The organism is Sphingomonas sp. OTU376, from assembly GCF_038440415.1.
Taxonomy (GTDB): domain Bacteria; phylum Pseudomonadota; class Alphaproteobacteria; order Sphingomonadales; family Sphingomonadaceae; genus Sphingomonas; species Sphingomonas kyeonggiensis_A.
In genome coordinates this window covers 17873-33149 of sequence record NZ_JASATQ010000057.1, presented here as the reverse complement: position 1 = coordinate 33149, position 15277 = coordinate 17873, and the positions used below count along the sequence as shown (strand labels likewise).

Below are 15277 nucleotides of genomic sequence, written 5' to 3'. Positions count from 1 at the left end.
GGCGGGGCCCGCGATACGACGGCATCTGGGAATAACAAACGGGCCGCTCTTTCGAGCGGCCCTTTCCGTTTGTCAGGTGCTTCGGATCAGAAGCGAACCTGGGCGCCCGCGTAGAAGAAGCGGCCCATGTTCGGGTAGATCGCGTCGTTGCCGGTGCCGGTCGCGTCATACGGCGGCAGCTCGTTGGTGACGTTGTCCACGCCGAAGTACAGGCGGTAGTCCTTCGACACGTTCACGCCCAGACGGATGTTCTGGTAGACGATCGGATCGTAGAACACGAACGGACGCGCATCGGGATTGAGCGCCGCACGGCCCTGCGACGGGAAGAAGGTCTCGTAGGTGAGGCTCGAGACGATCTGCTTGCCGACGTAGCGCGCGTTGTAGTTCACGTCGAACTGGCCGAGCTTGATGTTCGCGGTGAACTGGCCCTGCCACTTCGGATCGCCCAGCGTGCTGTCGATACGATCGTAGCGGTTCGGCTCCGTGATGTAGCTGTAGGACAGACGATCCATCACATAGCTGACCACCGTGCGCAGGCTGATCGCGAAGTCGTCGTTGAACTTCTTCTCGTAGCCGACGTCGATGTCGATGCCGCGGGTCGCCAGCTTGGCGAAGTTGTACGGCTGGTTGATGAAGCTGTTGCCGTTGCCGGCCAGCGCCAGGTTGAAGGTCGACTGGTCGATCTGACGGGTCGACTGGCCGTTGAACGTGAGGTTCTCAACCGCATTCGTGCTGCTGCGGCGGAAGACCGCGGCGCAGAAGATGTTGTTGATGCCCGAGGGATCGTCATAGCAGCGATTGATGATCGCCTGGCCGGTCAGGCCCGAGATGACGTTCTTCACGCGCACATTGTAGTAGTCGACCGAGATCGTCAGGCCGGGCACGAAGCTGGGCGTGAACACCGAGCCGACCGTGAAGCTGTAGCCGGTTTCCGGCAGCAGGTTCGGGTTGCCCGAGTTGATGCCCGCCAGGCCGGCCGTGGTCTGGTTGGTCCAGGCACGGGTCAGCACGGCGCCCGAAGTCGGATCGGTATAGGTGATCGTCGTCGGAACACCGGCCGCGGCGCAGTTCTTCGCGCGGTTCGGGTTGGCATTGATGTTGTTCGCCGAGTTGGTGCCACCGGGCTGGTCGCACGGATCGGTGAAGCCGTTCTGGAAGGTGGTCGCCGCCGTCGCATAGAGGTTGCTCAGGTTCGGCGCGCGGACCGACTTCGAGAAGGTGCCGCGGAAGCGCAGGTCGCGGATCGGCGCCCAGATCGCGCCCGCATTCCACGCCCAGACCGAACCCGTCGTGCCGCCGTAATCGGAGACGCGCGCGGCGCCTTCGAAGGTCAGCTCGCGGATGAGCGGCAGCTTGGCAAGCAGCGGGATGCGCAGTTCGCCATAGGCTTCCTTCACCTTCACCGCCGGCGGATCGAAGGTCGCTGCCGGGTTGAGGAAGGTCTGGCCCGACGCAGTGATCGCGTCCTGGCTCGAGCGCGCGTCTTCACGGCGATATTCGCCGCCGACCGCGAAGCCGACCGGACCGCCCGGCAGGCTGAAGAAGCCGCTGGTGTCGCCCGACAGGAACGCAGTGAAGTCCAGCTGCTCGGCCCACTGGTTGCGGGTCGAGGTGTGCAGGATGTAGTTCAGCGCGTTCTGATCGTAGCGGTTCTCGCCGAACAGGTTGATCGGGTAGCAGGCCGCGTCGTCATTGGTCGTGCTGGCATCGGCGTTGACGCCGCAGACGACCTTCTGGCCGGCGCTGTTGAGCACGAAGTTCGAGCCCGCATAGCCGGTCGGTGCGAGCACCGCATTGGCTGCGCGGTTGAACTGGGTGACCAGCACGTTGCCGCCGGTGCGGTAGAAGTTCTCGGTGCGGCCATAGTTGGCTGCGACTTCGTAGCGCAGGTTGCCCGAGCTGCTCAGGTCGCCGGCGACGCCGATCACGCCGCGATAGGTCTTGCGGTTGTGGAACTCGGCGCGGGTGCCGAGATCGTTGTTGAAGCGGTTGAGCGAGAAGCTCGTCGCGCCCGGAGCCAGGATGGTCGTCAGCGTGTTGCGGGCGGCCGTGGTCAGGAACGGGTTGTTGACGCTGAAGGTCGAGGTAAGCGTGCCGCCGGTGAAGCTCGGCTGCACCGACTGCTGGTGGACCTTCACCTGCGCATAGGTGAGCTCGGCGAACGGCTTGAACGCGCTCGAGAAGTCACCGTTGATGAGCAGGTTCGCGACATAGCGGTCCTGGCTCGGCATGAGCATGGCGCCTTCGACGCCCGAAGCCGACTTGCCGAACAGGATGCCGCCGCCGATCGCGCGGTTGTCGGTCATGCCGGTGGTGGCCGGCGAGTCCTTCACCAGCGAGCCGTCCGGCTCGAACATGTAGAAATAGGCGAGCGGGCTGCCGGTCGGCGAGTTCTGGCCGGTGCAGATCGCTGCGCGCTGGGCCGCATTGGCCGCGGTCGCGGTCGCCGGGCAGGTGGTCACGACGGTGCCGCCGATCGAGCGGTTGCCGAACACGACGCCGCGCGGAACGAAGCCGGTGTTCGGAATGCCGTCGAAGTTGCGGTTCGGCGCGGTGGTGATCTGCGTGGTGATGAAGCCCGGCGTGCCGCCATAGGCACCCAGATAGTCGCGATCGGCGTAGTAGAGCTCGTTCGCATGGGTGTATTCGGCCGACGCGGTGATGTTCAGACGGCCGTCCATCAGGTTCTTGCCGGCGAGCGCGCTGACCAGATAGGTGCCGCGATCGCCATAGGTGCTGACGCCGCCCTGTGCGCGGACGCGCAGGCCCTCATAGTCGCGACGCAGGACGAAGTTGGCGACGCCCGCGATGGCGTCCGAACCATAGATGGCCGACTGGCCGCCGGTCACGGTCTCGACGCGGTCGATCAGGTCGTACGGAATGGTGCTGACGTCGGGCGTGTAGCTGCCCGGCACTGCCGAGACGACGCGACGGCCGTTGATCAGGGTCAGCGTGCGCGCAGTGCCGAGGCCGCGCAGATCGAGCAGGCTGAGGCCGGCGGTGCCGATCGAGCCGGTCGAGTTGGCCTGGCTGAAGGTCGAGCGGAACTGCGGAAGCTGGTTGAGCGCGTCGCCGACCGAAACGTCGCCGCGGGTGCCCAGCAGCTGGGTCGCGGAGATCGTCTGGACGGGAACAGCAGCGTCGATCGTGTTCCGGATGCGAATGCGCGAACCGGTTACAACGATTTCCTCATCCGGCGCCTTCTCGGCATCGCTGGTGGCGGGCGCGGTCGGCGCCTGCGTATCCTGAGCATATGCTGCTGAGGACCACAGGAGCGACCCGGCGAGCGCCGTCGCGCTCAGCAAGTGAGAGATTTTCATTGGTTCTTTTGCCCCTTCGGACTGGATGTCCGAGGGTGCAAAGAAGCCGGACATGTTTCCGCATCGCAAGATATGGAAATAAGGGGCCGCGCAATTAGGCGGGCACTGTTGCAGAAATGCGACTGTTACACGCGATAAATTTCAATAGCAACGACATTAATGCAACATTCAGAATGTGCCTTAGCGCTTCAATACGCTAAGGCCCATTCATCGGAAATATTTCGTCACACGATGAAAACAGTCGAGCAAGCGATAAAGCCCGCTCAGCGCTCGACGCACATGGCGATTCCCATGCCGCCGCCGATGCACAGAGTCGCCAGGCCCTTCCTGGCGTCGCGCTTGCCCATTTCGTAGATCAGCGTGGTCAGCACGCGGGCGCCAGACGCGCCGATCGGATGGCCGATGGCGATCGCGCCGCCATTGACGTTGACCTTCGAAGCGTCCCAGCCCAGCTCCTTGCCGACCGACAGCGCCTGGGCGGCGAAGGCTTCATTGGCTTCGATCAGGTCGAGCTCGGCGATCGTCCAGCCGGCCTTTTCCAGCGCCTTCTTCGACGCCGGAACCGGGCCGATGCCCATGATCGACGGATCGACGCCGGCGCTGGCCCAGCTCTTCACCGTGGCGAGGATCGGGGCGCCGCGCTTCTCGGCTTCGGCGCGGCTCATCAGGACGAGCGCGGCGGCGCCGTCGTTGAGGCCCGATGCGTTGGCGGCGGTGACGGTGCCGTCCTTCTTGAAGGCCGGGCGCAGGCCCGAGACGCTGTCGAGCGTCGCGCCGGCGCGGATATATTCGTCATCGGCGACGACGGTGTCGCCCTTGCGGCCCTTGATCGTGACCGGCGCGATCTCGTCCTTGAAGCGGCCCTCGGCGCGCGCCTTCTCGGCCTTGTTCTGGCTGGCGACGGCGAACTCGTCCTGCTCGAGGCGGGTGACCTGGAACTGTTCGGCCAGGTTCTCGGCGGTGATGCCCATGTGATAGCCGTTGAACACGTCGGTCAGGCCATCCTTGATCATCGTGTCGACCAGGGTGACATCGCCCATCTTCGCACCCGCACGCAGCGCCTGGGCGTGGTTGGCGAGCGACATGCTCTCCTGGCCGCCGGCGACGACGATGGTCGAATCGCCGGTCTGGATCGCCTGGGCGGCGAGCGCGACGGCGCGCAGGCCCGAGCCGCAGACCTGCTGCACGCTCCAGGCCGGCACTTCCCTGGGCACGCCGGCAGCCATCGAGGCCTGGCGGGCCGGGTTCTGGCCCTGGGCGGCGGTGAGCACCTGGCCGAGAATGACTTCGCTGACTTCCTCGCCCTTCACGCCGGCCTGCTCGAGCGCGGCCTCGATCGCGACGCGGCCCAGCTCATGCGCGGGAGTGCTGCCGAATGCGCCGAGAAAGGCGCCGACAGGGGTGCGCTTGGCGGCGATGATGACGACGTCGGTCGGGCTGGTCATGAAAGGACTCCTGCGGTGGTCTTTGTCGTTTGGCGGCTATTTAGTGTGCGCTGCGGCAAGAAGCCAGTCGCGCAACGGCTCCCAAACCATTTCGCGCGCCCGGCCGCCGACGATCATGCCGACATGGCCGAGCGCGAGGCTTTGCCGCTCTGCCAGGCCCGCGGCGGTGGCGGCGGGAACGATCCGGTCGGTGGTCGAGAGCAGCTCCAGCGCCGGGCAGGCTAGGCGGGAGGGCAGGATGCGCGTGCCGTGCACCCACCAGCGTCCGCTGCCGGGGCGATCGGCGCGGAAGAAGCGCTCGAACATCTCGGCGCCGGCGGCATAGGTGAGCGGCGCGCCGGCATTGGCCCAGTCCTCGAGCGCGAGGAAGGCGGCGGCCTGGTCGCTGCCGGGCTCGAGCCGGGCGAAGCGCTCGAACTTGGCGATCGTGCGGGCGGGATCGAGCTGCCAGAAGCCGGACTGGAGCACTTCCATCGGCACAAGGCCCAACCGGGCGCAGGCGGTCTGGGCGGCTTCCCATTGCGCCGCAATGGCTGCGCGCGCGAAATCGCCATAGCGGCGGAAGCGCCAGGGCGCCGCGATCGTCACCAGCCCGCGTACCGGGCGGAGCATCGCCGCGGCCATCGCCAGCGTGCCGCCCAGGCAATAGCCGGCGAGGATCGGCGGTTCCTCCAGCGCGTCGAGCAGCGGAAGCAGGAGTCCGGCGATGTGGTGGTCGATGCCCTGGTCGCGATCCGCGGGCCCGGGGGTACCCCAGTCTACAAGAAGCGGTCGAACCCCTTGAGTCGCCAGCCATTCGAGCAGTGAATTGCCGGGCGCCAGATCGAGGATGAAGGGCGGATTGATCAGCGAGGGCACGAACACCACCGGCACGCCGCTGCCGCCATAATCGCGCAGGGATGCCCGTCCCGCGGCGGCGATGGCGGGCTTGGGCGCGCGTTCGGCGGGCCGTTCCGCCTCCTGATAGGCCTTCAATCCGGCAAGCGCGGCGGCTCTTCTTTCAGGCGATGTTGCAGTTTCGCTGCGCAACAGCGAAAGGAATAGCGGAAGCGGTCGCGGCCCGTGTTGCGCCGCAGAATGAAACGATGATAGATATGTTTCACTCACGCGGGGATCCTAGATGAAGAAAAGCGCTGCGGGCACTGGGCCGGTCATCATCAAGAAGTACGCGAACCGGCGCCTCTACAACACCGAAACCTCGTCCTACATCACGCTCGACCATCTGGCGGCGATGACGCGCGAGGGGCGCGACTTCAAGGTCGTCGATGCCAAGACCGAGGAGGACATCACCCATAATGTCCTCACCCAGATCATCATGGAAGAGGAGCAGCGCGGCCAGACGATGCTGCCGGTCAACTTCCTGCGCCAGCTGATCGCGCTGTACGGCGATTCGATGCAGGCGATGGTGCCGGGCTATCTCGAAGCCTCGATGGAAAGCTTCCGCCGCAACCAGCAGCAGTTCAAGTCGGCGGTCGAGGGCGCGTTCGCCAACTCGCCCTTCGCCGAGATGGCCAAGCGCAACATGGAAATCTTCGAGGCGGCGACCCAGGCGTTCAAGCCGGGCGCGACCCCGGGTGCGCCCGGCGCCGCCGCGGGTGCCACGCCGGCAGCGGCTCCGGCCACCTCGGGCGAGGACGACGTTTCCGCGCTCAAGGCCGAGCTGGCCCGGTTGCAGGACAAGATCGAGAAGCTGGCGAAGTAATCCGAGCTCCCCTCCCTTCCAGGGAGAGGCTTGAGACGACTTAGCCCCGCGCGTTCAAGCCACCCAGCGCCGCGCGGATTTCCTCCAGCGTCGGCATCTTCTGCTCGATCACGCAGCGCAGGCCGAGCCCGCCAAAGCCGTGATAATCGGTGGCGCTGGCGAAGGCGATCGTGTTGTCCCCGCGCACTTCGGCGCCGCGCACCGCATTGGCGGGAAGCGCGACATGCTCGCCATAGCGCTTGCCCGAGGAACTGGCGACGATGCGATCCTGCTCGTCGACGATCGAGATGCTGGTGCGGCTCCAGTCGCGCTCGCCGAACAGCGACCTGTCCGAGATGATCGTCGGGATATGGCCTTCCCAGTCGAACTCGACATAGAGCGCGCCGAGCGGGCGGCCGTCATGGCCGCGCGGGCGCACGCCGGTGACGAAGACGAGCACCGCGCGATGGTCCGAATAGGGGTTCAGCCAGACTTCGTCGGTGAACCATTCGTCGCGCCGGTGGCTGTGCATCGCATTGAGATATTGCGGCGCGCTCGACAGATCGACGCCGCGCACGCGCGCATGCGGATCGGAAGCGGCGATCACCTGCCCCGCATCGTTGGCGAGGAAGGTATTGAGATAATAGGGCGAAATCGAAGTGAGCATCGCCAGACGCGCATCGGCCGCGGCGATCGTCCCGGGCGAGGGATCGGTGAGCGCGGCGATCACCTCGGCGTCCGAGGCCATCACGCGCAGATCGACGCTGCGGCCATAGAGATGGCGCGTGACGTTCTGGATCAGCGCCTGGGCAAGCTCGACCAGGCGGGTGCCCTCGATCTCGCTGACCATCTCGTCGGCAATGCCGGCGCCCATCGCCAGGCGCTCGCGCACTTCGGAGCGGAATTCGATCGAGGCGCCGCGCGCCTGCTGCGCCAGCGCCTTCACTTCCTGCGCCACCACCGAGAAGCCGCGACCGGCCTCGCCCGAGCGGGCAGCCTCGATCGCCGCGTTCAGGGCGAGCAGATTGGTACGCGCGGCGATCTCCTCGCTCGTCGCGGCGTAGCTGTCTACTTCCTCGCGGAGGACCGACAGAAGGGTTCGAATTCTGCGTGGCACATGACCGTCATAAGACAGGACGGTTAATGCCTAGTTTAGCACGATAAAATCAGGGCTTGCGGAATTTGAGCGTCATCCGGTCGCTTTCGCCGATCGCCGCGTATTTGGCGCGGTCGACATCCTTCAACCGGTAGCTGGGCGGCAGCGTCCACACACCATCGGGCCAATCCGCCGTATCGCGCGGATTTGCGTTCACTTCCGATGCGCCGGCGAACACGAAGCCGGCCTGTTCGGCGAGGCGGCGCACGGTCGAGACCTTGATATAGCCGCTCGACTTCTCGCGCTCGGCGCTGGCGCTTTCGGGCAGGCGATGGTCCTCGATGCCGAGCGTGCCGCCCTTCTTGAGCATCGCGAACATCTGCTTGAAGGCTTCGGGCGAATAGTCCTGGTCGTTCCGCTTGTAGCCCATCCGCCAGTTATGGACGTTGCGGAAGGTCAGCACGACGTCGGCGGTGCCGTCCGGCACCCTGGGCTGGCCCGCCTCCGCCGGGAAGGCGACGAGCTTGGCGTGGCCGTACAGCGCCGGATCCTTGGCCTTGAAGGTCTCGACCGCCTTGCCGCCATTCGGGAAATCGGGGCCGACCGCGGCATAGTAATTGCCCTTCGCCCGGGTGAGCGGGGCGAGGATCTCGGTGTACCAGCCGCCGCCGGGCCAGATCTCGACCACGGTGTTGCCGGGCTTCACACCGAAGAAGCTGAGCGTATCGACCGGATGACGATACGGGTCGCGCGCCACATTCGCCGGGGTGCGGCTGGGCGACGAGACGGCTTCGGCGATCGCGGAACGCTGCGTGCGCGGCGCGCCGGTGGCGACGCTGGCCACGGCGACGGCAGTGGTGAGCACGGCGAGCACGGACAGGGTCTGGCGCATGCGAAATTGCTCCCTAGATGTCGCGCTCGCCTTTGGGGGGTTTTTGTGACGATGCAACTACAATTATGGCTCGGCGCGGCGGGCGCGGCAGTGATCGCGGTGGTCAGCGGCCTGGGCGAGCATCGCCGGCGCAAGCGCAAGCGGATCGACGATGTCGGCTTCGTACCCTGGCAGTTCATCCAGGTGATGGCGATGCTGGGCGCGGTGATCCTGGCGAGTGTGGCGCTGAATTTGCGCTAGAGGGCGCCTATTTCGCCCCGGGCGGGCACAGGGCGACGCCTGCGGATCGCTGATCGATCAGCAGCGCGAAATGCTGCAGGGCATGCGCGCCGACCAGAAGCTCGGGATATTTCTCCGACACCCGCACCCTAATGTCGGCGAGCGTCGCCGCGCCGATGCGGAAGGGGCCATGCAGCGTCGCGCTGCCCGTCTTCACGATCGTGTTGGTCAGCTTGCCTTCGCCGGCCGCCTCGATCGCACCGCCGCCAACCCGATCGAACAACGCCTGCGGCAGCACGAACGCGACATTGGCGCCGGTATCCAGATTGCCTTCGGTGGCGACGCCACCGATCGTCACCGGCACGCGGAAGGCGCGCGTATAGCCCAGCACGCCCGGTTCGCCTGGCTTGAGCGCGAGGCTGCGCGTGAAGGTGAGCCTTTGCCGCGGATAGTCGATCACCAGCAGGCCATCGGCGAAGAACTCGCGGCCGAGGATTCCGGCGAATGCCGCTTCGGGCGCCATCCTGCCGCTATAGTCGCGGGTCATGACCCTGACGTCGCGACGGACCACGCCGCCAAGCTCGACGGAGGCCAGCGTCACTGTCTCCACGCGCGCGGTGGCTACGGCGTCCGAAGTCTCGGCGCTTCCCGTGACGGGCAGGTTCAGCTTCGAGACGAGGCTGGCATCGGCACGGCCCATGCCGCTGGCGCCGGTATCCACGGCGAAGGCGAACGGTCCTTCGCCATCGACGCGCACGTCGACATAGATGCGGCCATCGATGACGCGGAAAGGTACGTTCAGCACCGCGTCGGTTTCGGCTGACCGCACCAGCGAGCATGGGGACGAGGGGGCTGCGGCCATCAAGGGCTGTGCCGGCACCATTCCCGCAATCAGGCCGGCAATTGCAGCACTTCCGGCTTTCCAACGCATGCTTGCCTCCCCATCGGCGTGTATTAATTACATAATACACTCACCTGGATTGGCGTCAACGATCGCCGGGCAGCTAGTAGAATTTCCGCAGGGTCAGCCGGCGCGCGGTGCCATCGCACAGTTCCAGCGCCACGACCCGTCCCGGCACTCCGGCGCTCCATTCGATTGGCCTGCCGGCGACCGGCGCACCATCGGCGGCACAGATCTTGTCGCCTTCTTGCCAGCCGGTCTCGGCGGCCGGCGAGCCGCGCATGACGTGGAGCACGCGCAGATGCGTGCCCTCGGCGCCGAGCAGCAGCCCGCTGGTCGAGCGGAGCACCGGTGGCGGCGCCAGGCCGGGCTGGAGCACCATGCGGCCGGCGCGCGGATCGAGCAGCACGCGGTAGCGCAGCAACAGGCCGGTGCCGATTCGCCCGGCCGCGCCGGCACTGGCGGAATAGCCGCCTTCGCCTTCGATGCGGACTTCGGTCTCGGACAGGATATTGCCACCGAGGATGAAGCCGGGGATGACCGCGGCCTCGCTGACCAAGGCGCCGCCGATGCCCCAGCCCAGCGTGGTGGTGAGCGTGGCGCCGCGATAATTGGCCGAGGCCCAGGCCGGGCGGCTGAGCGTGATCGCGGCGCCGTCGCCGGTATCGACGATCATCGGGCGCAGCCGCGCGCCGCCCAGCCTTATCTCCGTGACCGGCACCTCCGATCCGCGCTGGAGCGCGAGCGACGCGGTCTGGCCGGTGAAGGGCATGCGGCCCGTGGGCAGGATGCGGAAGCGCCTCGCCGCATAGTCGATGTCGAGCGCGCAGCAGCTCAATATGTCGCTGCCGATCAGCAGGTCGGCGCCGAACCGGTCCTGGCCCGGCGCATCGGGCACGGCGATGCGGCCGCCGCGCCGGGTGAGCCCGCCCATGACCAGCGTGCCGCCGGGCGCCCAGGCGACCTCGACCCCGCCACCGATCGCCAGTGCGCGCTGGCTGCGGCCCAGGGCGAGCCGGGCACGCGTGGCGAAATCGCGGGTGGCGAGCGTGTTGGTGAGGCCGGTATCGAGGATCGCGCGGACCGGGCGGCCGTTCAGCACCGCCTCGAAGCGGATCTGGTTGGAGGGCGTCAGGTCGAAGGCGATCCAGCGCGCCTCGCTGTCGGGCGCGAGCGTGATGCCGTCCCTCGGCTCCTCGCCGGGCGCGGAAACGGGAGAAGCGGCAAGCGCCAGGGGCAGGAGAAAAGACAGCACCGACACAGATTAGTCGGTCAGGCGATCAGAGGCACGCCTCGAGCAGCGCCTGGTCGAAGCCGTACTGCTTGGCCTTGTCGAGCGTATAGGGACGCAGGCCCATCGAGCGATATTCGCCGATGATCTTGCCGTCGGCGCTCTCGTCCAGATACTCGAACTTGAACAGTTCCTGGGTGACGATCACCGGGCCTTCCATGCCGATCACTTCGGTGACGTTGGTCACGCGGCGTGAACCGTCGCGCAGGCGCTTCACCTGGATGATGAGATCGACCGAATCGGCGATCTGGCGGCTGATGGCTTCCTTCGGCACCTTGATGTCCGACATCATCACCATGTTCTCCATACGGGCGAGCGCCTCGCGCGGAGAGTTGGAGTGGAGCGTACACATCGAGCCGTCGTGACCCGTGTTCATGGCGGCGAGCATGTCGAAGCACTCGCTGCCGCGGATTTCGCCCAGGATGATGCGATCCGGGCGCATACGCAGCGCGTTCTTCACCAGATCACGGATGGTGATCTCGCCCTGGCCTTCGAGGTTGGGCGGACGGGTTTCGAGCGGCAGCCAGTGCGGCTGCTGCAGCCGGAGTTCGGCCGCGTCCTCGATCGTCAGCACGCGCTCGCCCGGGTCGATCATCTTCGACAGGGCGTTGAGCATCGTCGTCTTGCCCGAGCCCGTGCCGCCCGAGATGACGATGTTGAAGCGGCTGGCGCCGGCGATCTTGAGCGCGGTCGCCATCTTCTGTGACATCGATCCGCCCTGGGCCATCATGTCGAGCGTGATCGGCTTGGCCGAGAACTTACGAATCGAGATAGCGGTGCCGCGCAGCGACAGCGGCGGCACGATCACGTTGACGCGGCTGCCGTCCTTAAGGCGGGCGTCGGCGAGCGGCGTGGTCTGGTCGACGCGGCGGCCCACGGAATTACAGATGCGCTGCGCGATCTGGAACAGATGCTCCTCGTCGCGGAACTGGATGTTGGCGAGCTCGAGCTTGCCCTTGCGCTCGACAAAGGTCTGCTCGGGGCCGTTGACCATGATGTCCGAGATGGCCGGATCGGCCAGCAGCTCCTCGAGCGGCCCGAGGCCGAGCAGCTCGTCGACCAGCACCTTCTCGAGCGCGAACTGCTCGCGGCGATTGAGGGTGAGCTTCAGCTCGGCGAGGACTTCGCCGATGATCGGGCGGAACTCCTCGGCCAGCTCGTCCTTGCTGAGCGTGGCGGCGGCTTCGGGATCGACGCGCTCCAGCAGGCGCGGAAGCACCTGTTCCTTGATGCGGTGGATCGACGCCTCGAATCCCTCGACGCGCGAATTGCCGGCATCGCCCGAGGCGGCTTGGCGATCGGCAAGGCGTTGCAGCGCCTCGGCGCTGGCAACGCTCGGGCCGTTGGGGTCACGCTGCTCGAAGGAGTCGGGCGCGGCGCCCTGGCCGGGCAGCGGCACCGAATTGATCGGCGGGAACTGTTCGCCGCCCAGCGGGGCGGGATCGACCGGGCGGGGCAGCGGTCCGCCGCCCTGCATCGGGCGCGCAACGCCGAACGCCGGCCGGCCTGCCGGTCCACCACCCAATCCGCTGCGTCGTCCGAAAGCGCTCATCAGAACCCAATGTCCCCTCGACGGCAGAGTGTTACCGGCCAAGGCTTGATATTTACCTAACCCGATCACCGCCGCGCAGTTACGGATTGCTCCTGCGGGTAAACGTGCGGGGTTAAAGGAATGGTCCCCGGGCGCGGGTGCGGGCCCCGCTGGGCGGCACGCCGGCGAGTTCGCGGAAGTCGCGGGCCATGTGCGCCTGATCCGCATAGCCGCGCGCGGCAGCGGTATCGGCGAGATTGTCCCCGGCCTGCTGGACGTCCCGCAAGGCCGCACGGAAGCGGAGCAGGCGCAGATAGGTGCGCGGGGCCATACCCAGCTCGCGCGCGAAGATGCGCTGGAGCTGGCGCGGGGGCAGGCCGGTACGGGCGGTAATCTCGCCGACGCCGCGCGATGCAAGGATCGCCCGGGCGAGCGGCGGCGGCGTTGTGCCGGCCAGCGCCCGGGCAAGATTGGCGACCGGGTCGCCTTCCAGCAAGGCGGCGAGCGTCGAACCCGGCGCGAGCGCGATCCAGTCATCGGCGAAGCCGGGGCAGGGTGCGCCGCCCAGCGTGTGCCAGGCCCAGGGCCAGAGCTTGATCGCGGTGAAACGGGCATCGCCGCTGAAACCGAAGCGGATCGGATGCGGTGAAAGGCCGGTGGCGAAATATCCGGGCTGGTCGCGCCGCCAGGTCGAGCGGCCGGCATAGCGGTGGATCAGCTCGATGCAGCCGTCGGGCGTTGCCTCATGCTCGACCCAGCCGGGCTGGCTGGCGGCCAGCGTCCAGACCGAGGCGACCAGCCCGTCCAGCGCGGGCGGCAGGGGCAGCTCGGCATAGTCCATTGCGCCAGCCTCGCATGTCGTGTCGGTTCAAGCCAGTGTCGGCGCGCGGGGCTATCGGCTGGTGCAAACGAGAGAATCGACGATGATTGCCAACCTCATGCTGCTTGCGGGCATCGGCCTGTCTCCGGAGTCGTTCGACTGGCTGATCGGAAAGTGGTGCACCGAGCCGCGGAACGGCCGGATGACGTGCGAGACCTGGCAGCCGGGCGGCGCCGACGGCGTGCTGCGCGGCGAGACGGTAATCACCTCGCCCAAGGGCGAGCAGCGCGAGACGATGCGGATCGAGGGGGCCGGCGACGCGCTGGTATTCCATGCCGAGCCTGCGGGCCAGGCGCCGGCCGATTTCAAGGTGAAGCCCGGCGGGATCGGGGCGCAAAGCGTGGAGTTCCTCGATACCGCGCATGATTACCCCCAGCGCATCCGCTACTGGCGCGAAGGCGAGATGCTGATGGCGGAGATCTCGCTGGCCGATGGCAGCAAGCCGATGCGCTGGGCGTATCGCCGGGTCACCAGATAGCGATCAGTGCCGCTCGGGCGCGATGAACAGCTGGGGCCCGGGCCAGGGGCCGTCCCAGCAGGGCTGGCGGTCATCCGGGCGGAACCTTGCCGGATCGCGCGGGGCGATCAGCGAAGGTGCGCGGGAGAGCGGCGCGACATAGGTCATGTAGCCGCCGGGCACGACGCCGAAATAACTGCAACGGATATGCGGCGCGCGCGGCAGGGTGACGGCGCGCCAGATCTCGAAGGCCGGAGTGATCGCCCCGATCGCGAGCGATGCGACCAGCAGGTTCCACCACAGCCGCTTGCCCGGTGACGGCGCCTTGACCAGCTGGTCGGCTACCGCGAACGCGAGCACCACCAGAGCGGGGATCGACGCGCGCATGGTGAAGTCGTTCGACTGGCCGACCTGGCCATAGGGAACCACCAGCAGCACCAGCGTGACGATCGCCAGCGTTGCCCCACCGAAACGCGCATTGCGGCCGATGAACCAGAGCGGCAGCAGATAGAGGCCGACCTCGCAGATCTCGAACACGATATATTGGTGGAGCGGCAGCGCCGCCGCACTGCCGCCGACCGCGTCGCTGCCCGTGGCCAGATAGAGCAGGGCGGGGATCGCCATCAGGGTCGCCGCGGCGGGGGCGATCACTGCAGCAGGGTTCAGGCTCCCCTTGCGAAGCGCCTCGATGCCGGCATGAGCGGCAAACGGCATCAGGCCGATCAGCGACAGCGGCGACCAGAGGGCGAGCAAGGGCAGCGGGGTAAGGAAGCCGGCGAGCGTGAGCCGGTTGTCGCGCCAGAGCAGATAGAGCAGCGCGCCGATCCAGCCGGCCAGGCAGTGCGGCGGCGTCCAGAACAGCTGGCTGATATGCGAGGAATAGACCGCGACGCTCCAGCGCTCGGCATTCCAGCTGATCGGCTGGCCCGCCAGGACCTGGCCCATCGCGTCGAGTCCGCTGAAGCCGATCAGGATCGTCAGCGCGATCACGCGGGCGCGGGTGGTGGAGAAGAGCGTGGCGCCGAGCGCGAGGATCGCGGCGAGGATCAGGCTGTTCTGGACGAGCAGCGCCAACTCCGCGGCATATTGGCCTCCGACCCGGCCGACCGCCGCGGGCGCCAGATACATGCCGAGCGGCGCGCGCAGCATCTGCGGCGAGGGGGCGACATCATAGACGAAGGGCCAGGGATTGAGCGCCATGTCGCGCAGCACCGCGCCGCGCACCTGCCAGTCGGTGGTGGCGTAGAAGAAGCGCCCCTCGCCGCCGAGGAGGAAGACGACCAGCGCGATGCCGGCGCAGAAGGCGAGCAGGCGCAGGGTCGGACCGTTGCCGCGATCGGGCACCCGCCTTGCGATCCAGATGACCAGACCGGCGACGAGCAGGGCCAGCAACGCGGTGACCCCGGTCGAGATCAGGCCGAGGAAGCGCCAGAGCAGGATATTGTCGAGGGCGAGCCACCCGCCGAGCAGCGCGACCAATATGCCGGGAGCAACGGTGCGGTCGCCGAGGCGGGTCGATCCGGTGGGCAAGGCTGCCTGCGGCGCTGCGGATGTTGCCATCGTT

Annotated in this window: 13 protein-coding genes; 3 read left to right on the top strand and 10 right to left on the bottom strand. The window is 67.2% G+C overall.

The window, feature by feature from the left end:
- Positions 1–86: 86 nt before the first annotated feature.
- The 3 genes from AAHM44_RS19420 to AAHM44_RS19410 form a co-directional block, all read right to left on the bottom strand.
- Positions 87–3320, bottom strand: a complete 3234-nt coding sequence (locus AAHM44_RS19420) for a TonB-dependent receptor domain-containing protein (RefSeq protein ID WP_269572911.1) — start codon at positions 3318–3320, stop codon at positions 87–89.
- Between the two features lie 263 nt (positions 3321–3583).
- Positions 3584–4765: an acetyl-CoA C-acetyltransferase gene (locus tag AAHM44_RS19415; protein WP_269572910.1), complete on the bottom strand. Its 1182-nt coding sequence runs from the start codon at positions 4763–4765 to the stop codon at positions 3584–3586.
- Between the two features lie 36 nt (positions 4766–4801).
- Positions 4802–5872, bottom strand: a complete 1071-nt coding sequence (locus tag AAHM44_RS19410) for an alpha/beta fold hydrolase (protein WP_342251012.1) — start codon at positions 5870–5872, stop codon at positions 4802–4804.
- A gap of 13 nt (positions 5873–5885) precedes the next feature.
- Here AAHM44_RS19410 and phaR point away from each other — a divergent pair, with 13 nt between their 5' ends.
- Positions 5886–6467: a polyhydroxyalkanoate synthesis repressor PhaR gene (phaR, locus tag AAHM44_RS19405; RefSeq protein ID WP_269572908.1), complete on the top strand. Its 582-nt coding sequence runs from the start codon at positions 5886–5888 to the stop codon at positions 6465–6467.
- A 40-nt stretch (positions 6468–6507) separates the two neighbouring features.
- Here phaR and AAHM44_RS19400 read toward each other — a convergent pair whose 3' ends face one another.
- Both AAHM44_RS19400 and AAHM44_RS19395 read right to left on the bottom strand, forming a co-directional pair.
- Positions 6508–7563: a methyl-accepting chemotaxis protein gene (locus AAHM44_RS19400; RefSeq protein WP_342251011.1), complete on the bottom strand. Its 1056-nt coding sequence runs from the start codon at positions 7561–7563 to the stop codon at positions 6508–6510.
- 49 nt (positions 7564–7612) lie between these two features.
- Positions 7613–8434: a class I SAM-dependent methyltransferase gene (locus AAHM44_RS19395; protein WP_269572906.1), complete on the bottom strand. Its 822-nt coding sequence runs from the start codon at positions 8432–8434 to the stop codon at positions 7613–7615.
- A 45-nt stretch (positions 8435–8479) separates the two neighbouring features.
- On the opposite strand from AAHM44_RS19395, the gene AAHM44_RS19390 reads away from it, so the two are divergent.
- Positions 8480–8674 (top strand): hypothetical protein, encoded by a 195-nt coding sequence (locus tag AAHM44_RS19390; protein ID WP_446746006.1) that lies wholly within the window; start codon positions 8480–8482, stop codon positions 8672–8674.
- Between the two features lie 7 nt (positions 8675–8681).
- Here AAHM44_RS19390 and AAHM44_RS19385 read toward each other — a convergent pair whose 3' ends face one another.
- The 4 genes from AAHM44_RS19385 to AAHM44_RS19370 form a co-directional block, all read right to left on the bottom strand.
- On the bottom strand, positions 8682–9482 hold the full coding sequence (locus AAHM44_RS19385; RefSeq protein WP_342251010.1) for a retropepsin-like aspartic protease: 801 nt from the start codon (positions 9480–9482) through the stop codon (positions 8682–8684).
- Positions 9483–9657: 175 nt separating this feature from the next.
- Positions 9658–10809 (bottom strand): aspartyl protease family protein, encoded by a 1152-nt coding sequence (locus tag AAHM44_RS19380; protein ID WP_342251009.1) that lies wholly within the window; start codon positions 10807–10809, stop codon positions 9658–9660.
- Positions 10810–10834: 25 nt separating this feature from the next.
- Positions 10835–12397, bottom strand: coding sequence for a CpaF family protein (locus AAHM44_RS19375; protein ID WP_269572903.1), 1563 nt, complete (start codon positions 12395–12397; stop codon positions 10835–10837).
- 112 nt (positions 12398–12509) lie between these two features.
- Positions 12510–13217, bottom strand: a complete 708-nt coding sequence (locus tag AAHM44_RS19370) for an AraC family transcriptional regulator (RefSeq protein ID WP_342251008.1) — start codon at positions 13215–13217, stop codon at positions 12510–12512.
- An 82-nt stretch (positions 13218–13299) separates the two neighbouring features.
- Between AAHM44_RS19370 and AAHM44_RS19365 the strand changes: the two genes are divergently transcribed.
- Entirely contained in the window at positions 13300–13734 is a 435-nt protein-coding gene (locus tag AAHM44_RS19365; RefSeq protein WP_342251007.1) for a DUF6265 family protein, read from the top strand.
- Positions 13735–13737: 3 nt separating this feature from the next.
- Here the strand turns inward: AAHM44_RS19365 and AAHM44_RS19360 are convergent, their stop codons facing one another.
- Entirely contained in the window at positions 13738–15273 is a 1536-nt protein-coding gene (locus AAHM44_RS19360; protein WP_342251006.1) for a hypothetical protein, read from the bottom strand.
- Positions 15274–15277: the final 4 nt, after the last annotated feature.

Coding starts and splice junctions, on each gene's coding strand:
- AAHM44_RS19360 (WP_342251006.1), bottom strand. CDS start 15,273: ATGGCAACATCCGCAGCGCCGCAGGCAGCCTTGCCCACCGGATCGACC.
- AAHM44_RS19365 (WP_342251007.1), top strand. CDS start 13,300: ATGATTGCCAACCTCATGCTGCTTGCGGGCATCGGCCTGTCTCCGGAG.
- AAHM44_RS19395 (WP_269572906.1), bottom strand. CDS start 8,434: ATGCGCCAGACCCTGTCCGTGCTCGCCGTGCTCACCACTGCCGTCGCC.
- AAHM44_RS19370 (WP_342251008.1), bottom strand. CDS start 13,217: ATGGACTATGCCGAGCTGCCCCTGCCGCCCGCGCTGGACGGGCTGGTC.
- phaR (WP_269572908.1), top strand. CDS start 5,886: ATGAAGAAAAGCGCTGCGGGCACTGGGCCGGTCATCATCAAGAAGTAC.
- AAHM44_RS19415 (WP_269572910.1), bottom strand. CDS start 4,765: ATGACCAGCCCGACCGACGTCGTCATCATCGCCGCCAAGCGCACCCCT.
- AAHM44_RS19375 (WP_269572903.1), bottom strand. CDS start 12,397: ATGAGCGCTTTCGGACGACGCAGCGGATTGGGTGGTGGACCGGCAGGC.
- AAHM44_RS19420 (WP_269572911.1), bottom strand. CDS start 3,320: ATGAAAATCTCTCACTTGCTGAGCGCGACGGCGCTCGCCGGGTCGCTC.